General features: G+C 73.4%; 12 protein-coding genes and 1 pseudogene. 1 reads left to right on the top strand and 12 read right to left on the bottom strand.

Features of this window, described 5'->3' with window-relative positions:
• Genes ureG through AB0J80_RS16650 form a run of 6 tightly spaced genes read right to left on the bottom strand, consistent with a single transcriptional unit; the run spans position 1 to position 4,266 of the window.
• Positions 1–675 (bottom strand): urease accessory protein UreG, encoded by a 675-nt coding sequence (ureG, locus tag AB0J80_RS16675; RefSeq protein ID WP_364705437.1) that lies wholly within the window; start codon positions 673–675, stop codon positions 1–3.
• On the bottom strand, positions 665–1,309 hold the full coding sequence (locus AB0J80_RS16670) for an urease accessory UreF family protein (protein WP_364705435.1): 645 nt from the start codon (positions 1,307–1,309) through the stop codon (positions 665–667). Before AB0J80_RS16670 ends, ureG begins: the two co-directional genes overlap by 11 nt.
• Positions 1,309–3,027: an urease subunit alpha gene (locus AB0J80_RS16665; RefSeq protein ID WP_364705433.1), complete on the bottom strand. Its 1,719-nt coding sequence runs from the start codon at positions 3,025–3,027 to the stop codon at positions 1,309–1,311. Before AB0J80_RS16665 ends, AB0J80_RS16670 begins: the two co-directional genes overlap by 1 nt.
• Positions 3,024–3,404: an urease subunit beta gene (locus AB0J80_RS16660; RefSeq protein ID WP_364705431.1), complete on the bottom strand. Its 381-nt coding sequence runs from the start codon at positions 3,402–3,404 to the stop codon at positions 3,024–3,026. The genes AB0J80_RS16665 and AB0J80_RS16660 overlap by 4 nt, the downstream gene beginning before the upstream one ends.
• Positions 3,401–3,703 carry an urease subunit gamma gene (locus tag AB0J80_RS16655; protein WP_071809665.1) on the bottom strand — a complete coding sequence of 101 codons (303 nt, stop codon included), beginning with the start codon at positions 3,701–3,703 and terminating at the stop codon, positions 3,401–3,403. The genes AB0J80_RS16660 and AB0J80_RS16655 overlap by 4 nt, the downstream gene beginning before the upstream one ends.
• A 44-nt stretch (positions 3,704–3,747) precedes the next feature.
• Positions 3,748–4,266: a TetR family transcriptional regulator gene (locus AB0J80_RS16650; RefSeq protein WP_364705429.1), complete on the bottom strand. Its 519-nt coding sequence runs from the start codon at positions 4,264–4,266 to the stop codon at positions 3,748–3,750.
• Between the two features lie 99 nt (positions 4,267–4,365).
• Between AB0J80_RS16650 and AB0J80_RS16645 the strand changes: the two genes are divergently transcribed.
• Positions 4,366–7,530, top strand: coding sequence for a cytochrome P450 (locus AB0J80_RS16645; RefSeq protein WP_364705427.1), 3,165 nt, complete (start codon positions 4,366–4,368; stop codon positions 7,528–7,530).
• A 48-nt stretch (positions 7,531–7,578) separates the two neighbouring features.
• On the opposite strand, the gene AB0J80_RS16640 is transcribed toward AB0J80_RS16645, so the two are convergent.
• The 6 genes and pseudogenes from AB0J80_RS16640 to AB0J80_RS16615 all read right to left on the bottom strand — a co-directional run bounded on the left by AB0J80_RS16640 (position 7,579) and on the right by AB0J80_RS16615 (position 16,315).
• Complete coding sequence (locus AB0J80_RS16640; protein WP_364705425.1) at positions 7,579–8,481, bottom strand: sigma-70 family RNA polymerase sigma factor; 903 nt, start codon at positions 8,479–8,481, stop codon at positions 7,579–7,581.
• A gap of 645 nt (positions 8,482–9,126) precedes the next feature.
• The gene (locus tag AB0J80_RS16635; RefSeq protein WP_364705423.1) at positions 9,127–9,384 is read right to left on the bottom strand and encodes a hypothetical protein; all 258 of its coding nucleotides are present in this window, start codon (positions 9,382–9,384) and stop codon (positions 9,127–9,129) included.
• Positions 9,385–9,686: 302 nt separating this feature from the next.
• Positions 9,687–10,934 carry a cellulose binding domain-containing protein gene (locus tag AB0J80_RS16630; RefSeq protein ID WP_364705663.1) on the bottom strand — a complete coding sequence of 416 codons (1,248 nt, stop codon included), beginning with the start codon at positions 10,932–10,934 and terminating at the stop codon, positions 9,687–9,689.
• A gap of 324 nt (positions 10,935–11,258) precedes the next feature.
• Positions 11,259–12,203 (bottom strand): annotated as a pseudogene (locus tag AB0J80_RS16625) (serine/threonine-protein kinase); the annotation flags it as partial.
• A gap of 564 nt (positions 12,204–12,767) precedes the next feature.
• Positions 12,768–15,500, bottom strand: a complete 2,733-nt coding sequence (cphA, locus tag AB0J80_RS16620; RefSeq protein WP_364705422.1) for a cyanophycin synthetase — start codon at positions 15,498–15,500, stop codon at positions 12,768–12,770.
• A complete protein-coding gene (locus AB0J80_RS16615) occupies positions 15,497–16,315 on the bottom strand; it encodes a cyanophycinase (RefSeq protein WP_364705421.1) in 819 nt (272 codons plus the stop codon). Before AB0J80_RS16615 ends, cphA begins: the two co-directional genes overlap by 4 nt.
• Positions 16,316–16,418 lie beyond the last annotated feature (103 nt).

The raw sequence follows: 16,418 nt of genomic DNA, 5'->3' as shown, positions 1-16,418 counted from the left end.
TCAGCCGGCGCGGACCGCGACCAGCTCGCGGATCCACTGCGCGACCGGCGTGGCCGCCCGGTCCTCGGTCAGCGACAGGAAGACCGTGGGCAGGTCGCCGCGGCGCGCCCGGGCGTCGCGGTCCATCACCGACAGGTCGGCGCCGACCAGGGGGGCCAGGTCGGTCTTGTTGATGACCAGCAGGTCCGCGGTGGTCACGCCCGGTCCGCCCTTGCGGGGCACCTTGTCGCCGCCCGCCACGTCGACGACGAAGATCTGCCGGTCGATGAGGCCCTTGCTGAACGTGGCGGTCAGGTTGTCGCCGCCGCTCTCGACCAGCACGAGGTCCAGCGGGCCGAGGACGGCCTCGAGGTCCTCGACCGCGTCCAGGTTGGCGGAGATGTCGTCGCGGATCGCCGTGTGCGGGCAGCAGCCGGTCTCCACCGCGCGGATCCGGTCGGCCGGCAGCACGCCGTTGCGCAGCAGGAAGTCGGCGTCCTCGGTGGTGTAGATGTCGTTGGTCACCACCGCGAGCCGCAGCTCGTCGCCGAGCGTCCGGCACAGGGCCGCGACCAGCGCGGTCTTGCCGGAGCCGACAGGGCCGCCGATGCCGATCCTCAGCGCGCGCGGACCGGCGGCGAGCGGGGCGTGCGGGTCCGCCGACGGATGGGGATGGGTGTGGTTGTCAGGATGCAAAGAGACGCACCTCCCAGGTGGCGTGCAGCTCGGCGCCGATGTCGAGCAGGGGCGCTCCCGCGGCCGGCAGGGCGTCGGCCGGGTCGTCGATCCGGATCGCCGCGTCGGCCGCGATCCGGTCGCAGTCGGGCGCAAGCCGGGCGATCACGGCGTGCACCGCGTACGGGTCGAGGCCCAGCAGCCGGACGGCCGCGCCGGCGGGACCGGCGATGGTGCCGTGCGCGGCGGCAACGGCTGCCTCCGTGGGTCCGAGGCCGGCCGCCGCCGCCAGGACCCCCAGCGCGACGGGCTGGTGCGGTTCCCGGCCGACCGGCGCCGGCTGCCACATCGCGCGCCCGGCCCGCAGCAGCGCACGTCCCTGTGCCCGGGACGCGCGGCGTAAGGCGGGCGACGGGGTCCGCGCGTCCAGGCCGGCGTCGAGCTCGGCCCAGCGGTGCGGCGCCGCACAGGCTGCGGCGGTGAACGCGGCGGCGACGAGCCCGGCGGTGTGCAGCCGACCCCGGAGGAAGCAACGCAAGTCGGAAATATCATGGATTCGCCCGGCGGACACCGCCGCCTCGAGGCCGCCGGAGTGCGCGTGGCCGCCCGCGGGGAGCCGTCCGTCGGCGAGCACCAGCAGCGTTGCGAGGGACATCAGAACAGGTGGTAACGCTGGGCCATGGGAAGCTCGTCCACCGGCTCCGGCTCGACGACCTCTCCGTCGACACGAACCGTGAACGTGTCCGGCTCGACCTCGATCCGCGGCGTCGCGTCGTTGAGCGGCAGGTCCGCCTTGCCGACCGAGCGCGTGTCCGCCACCGGCGCGAGCGCCCGCTTGAGGCCGATGCGGTCGCCGAGCAGGGCGTCGATGGCGGCCGGGGCGACGAACGCCAGCGACGTCACCGCCGGCACGATCCCGTACGCGCCGAACATCGGGCGGGGCAGCATCGGCTGGGGCGTGGGGATCGAGGCGTTGGCGTCGCCCATCTGCGCGTACGCGATCATGCCGCCCTTGATGACCAGCGCCGGGCGTACGCCGAAGAACGCGGGGTCCCAGAGCACGAGATCGGCGAGCTTGCCGGCCTCCACCGAGCCGACCTGATCCGCGATGCCGTGCGCGATCGCCGGGTTGATCGTGTACTTGGCGACGTAGCGCCGGGCGCGCAGGTTGTCGGCGGCGCCGTCGCCGGGCAGGGCGCCGCGGCGTGCCTTCATGACGTGGGCGGTCTGCCAGGTGCGCATGACGACCTCCCCGATGCGCCCCATGGCCTGCGAGTCCGAGCCGATCATCGAGATCGCGCCGAGGTCGTGCAGCAGGTCCTCGGCGGCCATGGTGGACGGCCGGATGCGGCTCTCCGCGAATGCCAGGTCCTCGGGTACCGCCGGGTTGAGGTGGTGGCAGACCATCAGCATGTCGAGGTGCTCGCTGAGGGTGTTGCGGGTGTACGGCCGGGTCGGGTTGGTCGACGACGGCAGCACGTTGGGGTGCGAAGCCACGGTGATGATGTCCGGCGCGTGCCCGCCGCCCGCGCCCTCGGTGTGGTACGCGTGGATCGACCGCCCGGCGATGGCGCGTACGGTCTCCTCGACGAACCCGGCCTCGTTGAGCGTGTCGGTGTGGATGGCGACCTGCACGCCGGACGCGTCGGCGACCTTGAGCGCCGCGTCGATGACCGCCGGCGTGGTGCCCCAGTCCTCGTGCAGCTTGAAGCCGCCGGCCCCGCCGCGCAGCTGCTCCCAGAGCGACTCCTCGCTCATCGTGTTGCCCTTGCCGAGCAGCAGCACGTTGACCGGCCAGGTGTCGAGCGCCTCCAGCATCCGGGCCAGGTGCCAGGCGTTGGGGGTGACCGTGGTGGCCTTCGTGCCCTCGGCCGGGCCGGTGCCGCCGCCGATGATCGTGGTGATGCCGCTCGTGAGCGCTGTGTCGAGGATGGTGGGGCTGATCAGGTGCACGTGGCTGTCGACGGCGCCGGCGGTGAGGATCTTGCCGTTGCCCGCGATGACCTCCGTGCCGGGACCGATCACCAGATCCGGGTGCACGCCGTCCATGGTGTCCGGGTTGCCGGCCTTGCCCAGCGCCACGATCCGCCCGTCACGGATGCCGACGTCGGCCTTGACGACGCCCCAGTGGTCCAGCACGACGGCGCCGGTGACGACCGTGTCCGGGGTGCCCTCGGCCCGGGTGGCCCGCGACTGGCCCATCGACTCGCGGATGACCTTGCCGCCGCCGAAGACCACCTCGTCGCCCGGGACCGGTCCGGCGCTGCGGTCCTCCTCGACCTCGATCAGCAGGTTGGTGTCGGCGAGCCGGATCCGGTCGCCGGCGGTCGGACCGTAGAGGGCGGCGTACCGGCCGCGGTCGAGGCTGCTCACCGGGCGCTTCCGTTCTCGGGCAGCTCCTCGTCGAGGGCGCCCGCGGGCTCGATGTCCTCGCGCGGCGACGGGTCGAGCGGCCCGCCCGCCAGGCCCCGCAGGCCGGGCACGATCCGTCTGCCGGCCAGCGGCACCAGCGTGACGTCGCGCGGCATGCCGGGCTCGAACCGTACGGAGGTGCCCGCCGGCACGGCCAGCCGGTGGCCCCACGCGGCGTCCCGGTCGAAGTCCAGGGCGGCGTTCGACTCGGCGAAGTGGTAGTGCGACCCCACCTGGACAGGCCGGTCGCCGGTGTTGCGCACGGTCAGGCTCCGCACCGGCCGACCGGGGTTGATCTCGATGTCGCCGTCGCCCGGGATGATCTCGCCCGGGATCACGAGATCGGCCCGTGCACGGTGACCAGCTTGGTGCCGTCCGGGAACGTCGCCTCCACCTGCACCTCGGCGAGCATCTCGGGCACACCCTCCATGACGTCGTCGCGGGTCAGCACCCGCCGCCCGGCGTCCATCAGCTCGGCCACCGTGCGCCCGTCGCGCGCCCCCTCGAGCAGGAACGCGGTGATGACCGCGGTCGCCTCGGGATGGTTGAGCCGCAGGCCGCGCTCGCGCCGCCGCCGGGCCACGTCCGCCGCGACGTGGATGAGCAGCCGTTCCTGCTCGTGCTGACTGAGGAACAAAGGGACCTCCCCCTGATCGCTGCCATCAAAGCACGGGTACGCCCTCAGACACGGGCGGCCACGCCGTCGATCAGCAGCCACACGGCCAGGGCGAACCCGGTGTCCTCGGCGTCGTCGTCGCCGAGCAGCCGGCGCATGGTCCCGTTGACCTCGGTGAGCAGCAGGCCGCCGATGAGCGCGGAGACGACCGCGCCCACCTTGGGCACCTCGGCCTCAGGCAGGCCGGCGTGGCGCAGGATCGCGCACAGCGAGTGCCACATCGGACCCTCACGCTGGATGAACTCCTCGCTGGTGAAGGCGTGCCGGACCAGGTTGCGGTGCCGCAGGGTCAGCTCGCGGAACTCGTACGCGAGCTTGTAAAGATTCACCTGCCACGTGCCCTCGCCGACCACGACGTCACGTGCACCCTCTGTCACGAGGGCCACGATGCCCGCGAGGACCGCCGCCTTGTTCTCCACATGGTGATAAAGCGACATCGGGTTGACGCCGAGCTCCGCCGCGAGCTTGCGCATGCTCAGCGCCTCGACACCCTGCGTATCGACGATGTTCAGCGCTGTATTCATGATCAGTTCACGGGTGAGACGGACGTCTCGCGGCCTTGCGCGCTCGCCCATACGCCGTACGGTAGCAGCCATACACCGTATGGTTGAGGAGGTCCCGCCATGTCTGCCCCCATCCCCGCGCCCCGCGGGCTGCCGATCGTCGGCAATGGACTGCAGATCCCGGTCGAAGGCACCCACCGGTTCTTCGCCGACCTCGCCGCGCAGCACCCCGGCGGCATCTACAAGCTCAACCTCAACGGCCGGCACGTCGTCATGGTGTACGACCCCGACCTGGTCGCCGAGGTCTGCGACGAGAGCCGCTTCTACAAACCGATCGACCCGCCGCTGATCCACGTGCGCGACTTCGCCGGCGACGGCCTCTTCACCGCCCGCGAGCAGGAGGAGAGCTGGGGCCAGGCGCACCGGATCCTGCTGCCCGCGTTCAGCCAGCGGTCCATGAAGGCGTACTACCCGCAGATGCTCCAGGTGGCCCAGGACCTGGTCCGGCACTGGGAGCAGCGCACCGACGTCGACGTCACCGACGACATGACCCGGCTGACCCTCGACACCATCGCGCTCACCGGCTTCGGGCACGCGTTCCGCTCCTTCGAGCAGCCCGAGCTGCACCCGTTCCTGCAGGCGATGGGACGCGCGCTGACCGAGGCGATGGACCGGACCCGGCAGCTGCCGCTGGTCACCGGCCTCAAGAAGAAGGCCGACGCGGCATACCGGGCCGACATCGCCCGCATGCAGGAGCTGGTCGACGAGGTCATCCGCGCCCGGCGAGCCGCCGGCACCCAGTCCCGCGACCTGCTCGGGCTCATGCTCGACGCGGCCGACCCGGTGACCGGCGGCCGGCTGACCGACGCCAACATCCGCAACCAGGTGCTGACGTTCCTCATCGCCGGTCACGAGACCACCAGCGGCACCCTCTCCTTCGCGCTGCACCTGCTCATGCGCAACCCGCACGTCCTCGCGCAGGCGTACGCCGAGGTGGACTGGATGTTGCCCGGCGACACCGTGCCCACCTACGAGACGATCATGAAGCTCGACGTGATCCCGCGGATCCTCGACGAGACGCTGCGCCTGCTCTCCCCCATCCCCGGCATCGGGCTCAAGGCACGCGAGGACACGGTGATCGGCGGCAAGTACCACCTGGTCCGCGGGCAGAAGGTCGGGGTGCTGCTGAAGCCCCTGCACACCGATCCGAAAGCCTGGGACGACCCGCTCACCTTCGACATCGACCGCTGGCTGCCCGAGCGCAAGGCGGCCCACCACCCGCACGCGTACAAGCCGTTCGGCAACGGCGAACGGGCCTGCATCGGCCGGCAGTTCGCGCTCACCGAGGCGCGTCTGGCCCTCGCCATGATCCTGCAGCGGTTCGCGATCGCCGACCCGCAGGGCCACCAGCTGACGATCAAGCAGACCCTGACCATCAAGCCCGACGGCCTCACCCTGCGGGTGCGACCCCGCCAGGAGCACGAGCGGATGTCCGTCGTGGCCGGCCCGGAGAGCGAGCCCGCCGCGTCGGGAGCCGAGGTCGAGGCTTCGGGGGTACGCCTGCGCGTGGCGTACGGCTCGAACCTGGGCACCTCGGAGGACCTCGCCCAGCAGCTCGCCGACCGGGCCCGCCGCTCCGGCTTCGACGTCACCGTGCAGACCCTGGACGAGCTCGCCGGCGACCTGCCCACCGACGGCCTGCTCGCGGTCGTGGCGGCCAGCTACAACGGCAAGGCGCCGGACAACGCCCAGCGCTTCGACGCGCTCGAGATCCCGGCCGGCGCGCTCACCGGCGTACGGTATGCGGTCCTGGGGAACGGCAACACGCAGTGGGCGACCTACCAGGCGTTCCCGAAGCGGATCGACGCGGCGCTGGCCGCGGCCGGCGCGACGGCCGTGGTGCCGCGCGGCGAGACCGACGCGGCGGGCGACTTCGACGGCATGGCCACCGCCTGGCTGGACCGGCTGTGGGCGGCGCTCGCGGAGGCCTACGGCGCGAGCACCGGCGAGGCCCCGGCGGGCGAACGCTATGCGGTCGAGGTGCTCGGCGAGGACCAGGTGCGGCCGGCGGTGGTGTCGGCACAGGCGTACCCGATGACCGTGGTGTCGGTGGAAGAGCTCGTGAGCGACCCCACCGGGCTCTGGGACTTCAGCGTCGAGGCGCCGCGGCCGGGCGTGAAGGCGGTCACCGTACGCCTGCCCGAGGGCACCGGATACCGGGCGGGCGACCACCTCGCGGTCTACGCCAAGAACGACCCGGAGCTGGTGGCATGGGCGCTCCGCTGCCTGCGCGTCCCCCGCGACCGGGTGATCCGCCTGCGCCAGGACGGCGGGCGCCCGACGTCGCTGCCGATCGGCGTGCCGGTGACCACGGAACTGCTGCTCACCGAGTTCGTGGAGTTGCAGGAACCGGCCACCCGGCACCAGCTGAGCACACTCGCGGAGCACACGGAGTGCCCGTGGACCACCCGGCAGCTCCACCAGTGGATCGGGGACACCGACGAGGCCCGCCAGGCGTACGCGGACGACATCCTCGCCAAGCGGGTCTCCGTGCTGGGGCTGCTCGAGCGCTTCCCGGCGATCGAGCTGCCGTTCGGCGTGTTCCTGTCGCTGGCCGGCACGATCCGGCCCCGGTTCTACTCGATCTCGTCGTCGCCGGCCGTCGACCCGAACCTGGTCACACTGACGGTCGGCCTGGTGGACGGCCCCGCGCTGGCCGGGCAGGGACGGTACCGCGGCATGTGCTCGCAGTACCTCGCCCGGCTGCGACCCGGCGACACGTTCTACGGCCACGTCCGCGTCCCGGCCCCGCCGTTCCGTCCGCCGGCCGACCCGCGCACCCCGATGGTCCTGGTCGGACCGGGCACGGGCTTCGCACCGCTCCGCGCCTTCCTGCAGGAACGGGCGCTGCAGCCGGACCGCGGGCGGGCGTTGCTGTTCTACGGCTGCCGCCACCCTCAGCACGACTGGCTGTACGCCGACGAGATGCGGCAGTGGGCCGAGTCCGGGGTGGTCGACCTGCACCTGGCGTACTCGGCGGTGCCGGACCACCCCCACCGGTTCGTGCAGGACGCCCTCGCGGCCGCCGGCGACGAGGTCTGGGACCTGCTCGAGGCGGGCGGCCACCTCTACCTGTGCGGCGACGGCGCGCGCATGGCCCCGGCGGTCCGGGCCGAGCTGGCGGCCCTGCACCGGCGCCGCACCGGCGGCACGGCCGAGCAGGCCGACGAGTGGCTGCGTGCCCTCGAGGTCGAGGGCCGCTACCAGCAGGACGTCTTCGCCTGACGGACCGGCCGCATGGTCACCCGAGGACCATGCGGCCGATCGTGCTGATCAGGCGGCGAAGGCGATCGGGACGCCGTGGCTGTCGGTCAGCGCCAGCCGGGTGTGCAGGTTGCCCTGCTCGGCCACCCGGGCGAAGTACTCGCTGCGGCGGCGCTGGAGGCAGCCCTTGCGCGTACGCGGGCCCCCCGCGGCCACCGTCAGCAGCTCCGGCGCCAGCGAACTGTTCAGCCCCTCCCGCAGCAGACGCAACGCCTCGGTGCGCAACTGGGAGATCCGGGACTCGGTCACCCCCAGCTCGGCGGCCACCTCGCTGAGCGGCTGCTCCTGCAGGAACGACTGGGTGACGACCATGCGCAGCCGCTCCGGCAGCGCCTGGATCGCCTGGTGCAGATAGCCGAGGCGCTCCCGCTTGAGCAGCAGGTCCTCGGGGCCCTCGGAGAGCTCCGGCACCATCTCCTCGGCCGCGCCGGTCGGGAACCCCTGAAGGCTCAGCAGCGCCGCCTTCTGCACGTCGTCCTCGACGGCGGCGAGCTCGGCCACCCCGATGCCCAGCATCTCGGCGACCTCGGCCTCGGTGGGCGTACGCCCGAGCGCCGCCGTGAGCTCCTGGCGGGCCTGCGCGGTCTTGCGGGCCCGGGCGCGTACGGAACGACTGGCCCAGTCCTGGCCCCGCAGCTCGTCGAGCAGCGCACCCCGGATCCGCACGGCGGCGAACCGGTGGAACGGGATGCCGCGGCTCGGATCGAAGGAGCGCGCGGCACCGAGGAGCGCGGCGAACCCGGCGGACGACAGGTCGTCCGAGTGGACATGGCCGGGCACGCGGTTCAGCAGCTCCCGGACCAGGTGGCCCACCATCGGCATGTGCTCGCGGACCAGGTCCTCGATGTCGCGCGCGGACGGCGCGTCGTGGGTCGTGCCGATGGCGGCGGGGAGTTCGGTCGTGGCGGTCACGTAGTCCTCCTCGCTCGTACAGGGCCGGCAGGTGAACCGGCCGATGAGGAAGACATTTGCGGCCGACGGGTGCAGTGGCGGCCGAACTCGGTTGCTTTTATGGAGTTTTTTCATGAAAAGGCTCAGGTGCCCCGGAGGGTGCCCGCCGGGGCGGGAGGCGTGAGATGGGCCCCGAGCGGCGTCGCGGGGCGGGGCGTGCGCCCGAGCCGGGGCCTACCCGCGCCGCGGCAACAGCCGGCGTCGGGCGCCGTGCGCGGCCTGTGTCACGACCGCGGGCCACCGTGCGCCCGCGTGCGTCACGACCGCGCCACCGTGCGCGGCCTGCGTTATCACCGCGGGCCACCGTGCGCGGCCTGCGTTACGTCCGCGGGCCACCCTGCGCGGCCTGCGTTGCAACTGCGGACCGCCGTGGGCCCATTGCGGTCGCGGCGCCAAACCTGCGCCAAGCGCGGTGCCACACGGGGCCCCAGAGATCAACGTATCGCTCCAGCAGCGCGTGCGACGGCACTCTCTCAATACCCCGCGATGTCCCCGAGATGCACGCCCGTTGCCGCGCCTGTCCCGGCATAGCACCGGGCGAGCGCGTCCGGCAGCTGCCGGACGCGGACAGCTCAGCCGGCGACGTCACCGCCGGCGTCCGCGGGGTCAGCTGGCGTAGTGCGGGCTGCGCTGCGGCGCCATCACGTTCTTGAGCTCCTGGCGGACCCAGTTCATCCGGCGGACCGCCACCTCCGGGTGGTCGCCGAACTCCGTCGCCACGGTCGCGGCGCACCCGTCGCTGCCGTGGCGCAGGATCATGGCGGTCACCGCCTCCTCCACCGCCTTGCGGCTGGGGCACTCGGACGGCTGGAGGTGGGAGACGAACAGCGCCTCCGCGGCCAGGTCCTGAACCATGCTGATCATGTCGGACTCCCCGATGTACAACGACTTGCCAGAGATTCAGCTAACGCTCGCAACGGTGCGGAACAGGCCCGGTCAGGTTGCGGACCGGTATCAACCATCTTCCTCGCGTGCGTCACGCCGGCCCGCAGGCACGCCGAGACGGTGTCCCCCGTTTTCGGCTGCGTGCGTCTCCAGCGGCCGCCCCGTCCGTCTCGGGCAGCGCGTCATGGGGACGAATGTGCCTGCCGGCATCATTTTGACTGTAACGCGCAGCCAGGCGGCCGACCGGCACTCCGGTCGACCGCCTGGTGGTTCCGCGCTGTCTATCCGAATTCGCTGGGCGGATCGTCCTGATCCGCGGGATCCGTGGGCGGATCCGACTCCATCGGCGGCGGGGTCGTGGTGCCGGTGCTCTGGTCGACCGCGGGCGACGACGACGAGGACGACGAGGTCGACGGCGGTTCGGGCGGCGGGGCGTCGTCATCGTCGTCGGTGGGACCGGTGATAGGCGTCGGCGACGACGACGGCGGCGTGCTCGTACCCGGCTTGCCCGGTTCCGTCGAGGTGACCGGCACGGGCACGGCCACGCCGCTCGGGTCGATGGAGATGCCCGGCACCGGGGAGTCCTCGCTCGGCACCGGGCCGAGCCGGACCGTGCCGTTGGTCAGGTGCTCGACCGGCCGCGACGGCTCGCCCGGCTTGGGCGACACGTACGTCTCACAGGCCTGCCCGCCCAGCTCGAACACCATCGGAGCGGCGTTGCTGTCCTTGTAGCGGCCGGTGAACTGCATCGTCTCTGTCGCCTGCGGGTTCAGCGTCCTGCCGGTCTCGACGGTGACCGCGCGGGCCTGCTGATCGAGGTGCAGCTTGCCGTTGCCGGAGACCACCTGGTCGCCGGGCATGAGGAACCACAGCTTCCAGTTCTTGACAGCCTTGGTGTCGCGGTTGGCGATCGTCACGGCCGCCTTGAAGCGGCCGCCGTCGTCGGACCAGACCGCATAGCTCACCACGCACTTGTTGGCGCCGGCCAGCTGCGTGGGCTGCGGCCCCACGGCATTGGGAACAACGGTACGCGGAGAGCCGCCGGGCCCCTGCGCCAGCGCCCAGGCACCGCCGCCGACGACCAGCGCCGCCGAGCCGGCCGCGATGATCAGGGCGCGCCGCTTGGTCGTGCCCGCCCGGCCACCGGGGCGGGGCGCACCGACGGGCTGCGCTCCTCCCGGCCGCTGGGTGGGCGGCACGCCGCCCGCCGCACGCGTCGGAGGTGCCGCACCGGCCCCCTCGGCCCACGCCGGGCCACCGCCGAACGCCGGACGAAGCGCGGGCCCGTCGGCGTGAGCCGCTGCGCCATGGTCGGGGTCGTGAGCCGCAGCACCCGGCTCGCGGTCCTCGGCTTCCTCCCAGCCGGCACCCCGGCCGAAGCCACCGGCCGCGGGCGGCAGCGGCGGCGGGACCGCACCACCCACACCAGCGGCGGGCGGGACAGGGCCGAAGCGGCTGTTGCGCCCGGCTCGCGGCGGCGCCACAGGGGCCGCCGGGGCGTTGTTCACGGCCTGACCGGCGGCGCCCATCGCCGCCTCGACCTCGGCGACCGAGATCGGCTGGGCGGGCATGCCGGGCGCCGGCGACACCGGGGCGTCACCGTCCGGCATCTTCTCGGCGGCACCGGCCGCGAGTCCCCCACCCGCCGCGGCCTCGCCGGCCGGGTAAGCACCGCCCGCCGCCGAGAATCCTCCCGCCGCGAACCCGCCAGCCGCGTAAGCACCGCCGGCCCCGGCAGGGGCGCCGGCTGCGTGAGCCCCGCCGGCCGCCGGGGCGGCGGGCGGCACCGCGGCCACGCCGCGACCGGGCGGGCCGCCGTCGGCCACCCGGGCGTGCCCGGGACGCAGGCGTCCGAGCCCGTCGGTGTACGAGCGCGCCGACGGCAGGATCGTGGTGTCCTCGCCGTTGTCCGCCCAGTCCGGCACGAAGGCGCGCGCCGCCGGCACACCGGCCGACACGGTGCCCAGCACGTGGGCGAGCTCGGCGCTGGACGGCCGGTCGGCGGGTCGCTTCTCGAGACAGCGGGCGATGAGTGCCGACACCGCCGCGGGCAGGCCCTCGACCGGCGGCAGCGGGTCGGGCTCGGTGTACTGGTGGGCGCGCAGCAACGCGGTCGTGGTGCCGACGTCCCAGGGGAGCTGGCCGATGAGGGTGCGGTAGATCAGCAGGCCGACCGCGTACACGTCGGTGGCCGGGCTGACCTGGCCGCCCTCGAGCCGCTCCGGCGCCAGGTAGGCCGGGGTGCCGAGCAGGCTGCCGTCCGGGTCGATGTCGTTCTCGCCGATCAGGGCCGAGATGCCGAAGTCGACGACCTTGGCGCCGGCCGGCGTGAGCATGACGTTGGCCGGGGTCACGTCGCGGTGCACGATGCCGCGGGCGTGCGCGGCGGCCAGGGCCGCGGAGACCTCGGAGCAGATACGGACGGCCGCCGGCCAGGGCAGGCGCCGGACGCGGGCCAGCACGGCGGCGAGCGACTCGCCGTCGACCAGCTCCATCACGACGTACGGGACCGGTTCGCCGTCGACGGTGGTCGCTTCGCCGTAGTCGTACACATTGGTGATGTGCGGGTGGCTGAGTCGCGCGGCGGCCTGGGCCTCCGCTCGCAGCCGGCGCCGGAAGGAGGGATCGGTGCTCGTCGACGGGGGCAGCACCTTGACCGCCACCTGCCGGCCGAGGACCTCGTCGAAGCCTCGCCACACCACTGACATCCCGCCGGCACCGAGCCGCTCGACCAGTCGGTAACGACCGGCCAGCAGACTCGAACCGGGCAGGTCCGTCGTGCTCATGTGCCCCCACATGCGCGATCGGATGAAACACCGGGAGCACACCGCCATGTGTCCAGGTGCCGGGGCGGTTTTCGGTCCGCCGAACGGATCCGAGCATTCCCCATCGACGGCGTGGATCGTAGCCGACGATCGGCCCCTGTCTCGACTCGTCGACGGCCCGGATGACCTGCGGCTCGTCACCGTCCGTTTCGCGCTGTGCGCCACCGGTACGCAACGCGACGAGGCGGGGAAAGGCCTGGTCACGGCGGTATAGATGATCGTGCCAGCCATCCGGCGCGGCTTCTGCACCTTTTATGAGAACTTGCGGGTATCCCCCGAAGGGGGCGCATCTACAAGGGATTCTGCACGTGCAGTGGCTCTTGCATCACGCTGCGATGACATTGGACCGTTCGCGAGCCCCGCTCACGCACCGTGCCCGCAGTTTCTTGTCGAAGGGCAATGACCTGCGTCACCCCGCCCGATCGGATGAAAGTTCGACGCCGATCATGCTTTGTTGGTCACGCTCACCGGAACGTGGGACAAAACGGGTCAGCCCGCCCGCCGGGCCGAGCCCGGCCGCGTCCGGCCCGGCGAGGCTCACCCGCCCGCCGGGTCCAGCACCCCCGGCCGGCCGAGCCCGGCCAGGCTCACCGGCCGCAGCCCGCGGACCGGCGGCGCCTCGACCGGCACGGCACCCCGTTCCTCGAGGTGCTCGAGCATCGCCGCGAGCTTCTCGTAGAGCACGAGCACCACGTCGCCGGGCGCGGCCAGGCGCATCGCCTCGTCCACCGCCGCCCGGTAGCCGTCCGCCCGTACCGCTCGCAAGTTGGGCCGCCGGCCCCGCATCTCGCGTTCCACCAGCGTGGCCACCTCCCCGGCCGCACGGCCGCGCAGGTCCTCGTCGTCGTAGAGCACCGCCCGGGTCACGCCGTCCGCGATCACCTGCGCCGAGGCGGCGAGCAGGTCGTCGCGCCGGTCGCCCGGCAGGGTCACGGCGGCTACGCAGCGGTCCCGCCCGTACAGGCGCTCGAGGGTTCGCAGGACCGCGGCGAGCGCGGCCGGGTTGTGCGCGTAGTCGACGAAGAGCGTGACGTCGCCGAGCCGCAGCACGGTGCCCCGGCCGGGGTTGTGCACCCGCGGCTCGAAGTCGAGCAGGCGCTCGGTGACCACGTCGGCGCTCGCGCCCATCGCCCGGGCGGTCGCGATGGCGGCGAGGGCGTTGACGGCCGCGTACGGCGCCGCGCCCCCGAACGTCCCCGGCACCTCGGCGACCCGCAGCAGCGGCGTCCGGCGGGCCCCCGTCGCCTGCACCAGCCAGCCGTCCTGCAGCAGGTACGCCGACCCGCCCCGGGCGAGGTGGTGCTCGAGCACCGGCTGGTGCGGGTCGGCACCGATCCAGACGATGCGCTTGCGGTCCGCCCGTACCCGGGGACGTTCCGCCAGGCTGCGCACCCACGGGTCGTCGGCGTTGAGCACGAGCGTGCCGCCGTCCCGGACCCGCTCGGCCACCAGGGCCTTCACGTGCGCGATGTCCTCGATCGACTCCAGGCCGTCCTGGCCGAGGTGGTCGGCCGTGATGTTCGTGATCACGCCCACGTCGCTCCAGTCGTACCCGAGTCCGCGACGCAGCGTGCCCCCGCGGGCGGTCTCCAGGACCGCCGCCTGGACCCCCGGGTCTCCCAGCACCATCTGGGCCGATCGCGGTCCGGTGGCGTCGCCGCGGTAGACCGTCCGCCCGTCCAGCGAGACGCCGTCGGTGGTCGTGAGCCCGATCCGCAGGCCGGTGCCGGCGAGCAGGTACGCCGCCATCCGCGCCACGGACGTCTTGCCGTTGGTCCCGGTGATCGCGGCGACCGGGATGCGCCCGTCGGAGCCGCCGGGGAACATGGCCCGCACGATCGCGTCGCCCACGTCCCGCGACCGGCCGTGCACCGGCGCGAGGTGCATCCGCAGCCCGGGTACGGCGTTGACCTCGATGACGCCGGCGGCGATCTCGTCGGGGTCGCCGGTGGGCGGGACCGGCGCGGCGATGTCGGGCAGCCGCAGGTCGATGCCGGCGATGTCGAGGCCGACGAGCCCGGCGACCCGCAGGCACATCCGCGCGACGTCGGGGTGCACGCGGTCGGTGACGTCGCGGCCGGTGCCGCCGGAGGAGAGGTTGGCGTTGTCGCGCAGCCACACCGTGGTGCCGGCGGTGGGCACCGTGTCGGCCGTGCAGCCCTGCCGGGCCAGCACGGCGTCTGCGAGCTCGTCGAGGGTGATGCGGGTCAGCACGCGGGAGTGGCCCGGGCCGCGCCGCGGGTCCGCGTTGGTGCGTGCCACGAGCTCGGCGACCGTGCTCTCGCCGTCTCCGACGACGTGCGCCGCGATCCGCTCGGCGGCCGCGACCACCTCGCCGGCCACCACCAGCACCCGGTAGTCACGCCCGGGCAGCTGCCGTTCCACGACCACGTCGCCGCCCGCCGCCGCGTACGCCGCCTCGACCTCCTCGGCGGTGTGCAGGTTCAGCGCCACGTGCTCGCCCTGGCGCCCGCACCGTGGCTTCACCACGACCGGGCCGCCCAGCTCCTCGAGCAGCAGGACGGCTTCCTCGGGCCGGCGCGCCGCACCGCCGGGCGCGACGGGGATGCCGGCGTCGTTCAGCAGCCGGCGTGTGACCTGCTTGTCGGCGGCGATGTCGATGCCCACGCCGCCGGTCCGGTCGGTCATCGCGGCCCACGCGAGCCGGCGGCGGGTGCCCCAGCCGAGGCGGAGCAGGCTGAGGTCGCCGTACCGCTCGACCGGGATGCCGCGGCGCCGGGCCGCGGTGATGATCGACGTCGTGCTCGGGCCGGTGGCCTCGCGTTCGGCGAGCTCCGAGAGGGCGGTCAGCCGGTCCTGCAGCTCGGCCGCGCCGATCGAGGCGCCGGCGGCCACCTTGGCGACCAGCTCCACCGCCGCCTCCAGCAGCTGCCCGGGCAGGGTCGACTCCGGGGACTCGTCGCGCGGGCACTCCACGATCAGGTCGTAGACCCCGGGCTCTCCGGCCGATACGGTACGCCCGAAGCTGACGTCCCGCCCGATCCGCTGCGACAGCTCGATCATCACGTGCTCGGTGACGTGTCCGAAGTAGGTGCCGCCGCGCATCCGGCTCACGAAGCCGCCCGGGGCGCCGGCCGCGCAGTGGTGCTCGGCCAGGCCCGGCAGCGAGCGCAGCAGCCGCTCGGGGAAGCCGGCGATGTCGCTGGTCTCCCGCCCGGTGAGGTCGTCGAGGCGCAGCCTGGCCACGACCGCGGGCCGGGACAGGTGGACGTTGGGTCCGCGCAGGTGGCGCAGGCTGAGAATCTTCATCGTGCCGATCCCCGTTCCCCGGCGGCCCCGTCGACGATCGAGGGGCGGCGGCTGGACAGTTCGAAAGTGCTCCCGGCGGGAAGCACGTGGATGCGGGCGCCGGTCAGCGCGATGGGGCCCTGGGCAGGCACCCGGATGTCCGTGGCACCCCCGGCGTCGACGACGGTGACCGCACCCGAGCCGAGCACCTCGAACCGGTCGTCGGCGGCGAGGATCGCGGTGTCCTCGTCGATGCCGAGGCCGAGCTCGTGCGGGTAGAGCGCGATGGCGGTGAGCAGCCGGTTGAGCCGGCCCCGCTCGGCGAAGTGCATGTCGATGACCACGCCGGGCAGGAACTCCAGGCCGGGGCCGGTGCGCACGGCCGCCCGCGTGACGCCGGGGGCGGCGCCGCCGAGGATCATGGTGCCGGACATCATGGCGGCACCCGCGCTGGTGCCGCCGAGCACGATCGTGCCGCCCTGCACGAGCCGCTGCAGGGCCGAGTCGGTGAGGGTGCCGCCGAGGACGGTGGTGATCCGGGTCTGGTCGCCGCCGGTGAAGAAGACGCCGGTGGCCGAGGCGAGGGCCGGCACGACGGCGCGCTCGTTGGCCTCGGTCCGGCTGGTGATCCGCAGGCCGCGGACCGATCCCGCGCCGAGGCGGGTGAAGAGCTGGGCGTACTCGCTCTCGAGGACCTCGGGTTCGCCGCTGGCCGTCGCGATGATCACGATGTCGGCGGCGGGTCCGCCGGCCAGCTCGACGAAGCGGCGCAGGATGGCGGTGCCGGCGGTACCGTGACGTTCGGCGCCGCCGATGATCAGCAAACGGCCGGCCACGCTGCACCTCCTCCGAGCATGCCGCTGCTACGGACCCGTCGCGGCGGGGTCGCCGGAGGGCGTTGCGGCGGCCCGTCGCCGGATCAGGACCGGGAAGGCGCTG

It is taken from the genome of Actinoplanes sp. NPDC049548, assembly GCF_040676695.1.
Lineage (GTDB): Bacteria > Actinomycetota > Actinomycetes > Mycobacteriales > Micromonosporaceae > Actinoplanes.
The sequence above is the reverse complement of the archived record's forward strand: the minus strand, read 5'-3'. Positions and strand labels throughout refer to the sequence as shown.

Bases quoted from the DNA above. Each gene is read 5' to 3' on its own strand.
- AB0J80_RS16645 (WP_364705427.1), top strand. From the start codon at position 4,366: ATGTCTGCCCCCATCCCCGCGCCCCGCGGGCTGCCGATCGTCGGCAAT.
- cphA (WP_364705422.1), bottom strand. From the start codon at position 15,500: ATGAAGATTCTCAGCCTGCGCCACCTGCGCGGACCCAACGTCCACCTG.
- AB0J80_RS16635 (WP_364705423.1), bottom strand. From the start codon at position 9,384: ATGATCAGCATGGTTCAGGACCTGGCCGCGGAGGCGCTGTTCGTCTCC.
- AB0J80_RS16650 (WP_364705429.1), bottom strand. From the start codon at position 4,266: ATGAATACAGCGCTGAACATCGTCGATACGCAGGGTGTCGAGGCGCTG.
- AB0J80_RS16630 (WP_364705663.1), bottom strand. From the start codon at position 10,934: ATGGGCGCCGCCGGTCAGGCCGTGAACAACGCCCCGGCGGCCCCTGTG.
- AB0J80_RS16670 (WP_364705435.1), bottom strand. From the start codon at position 1,309: ATGTCCCTCGCAACGCTGCTGGTGCTCGCCGACGGACGGCTCCCCGCG.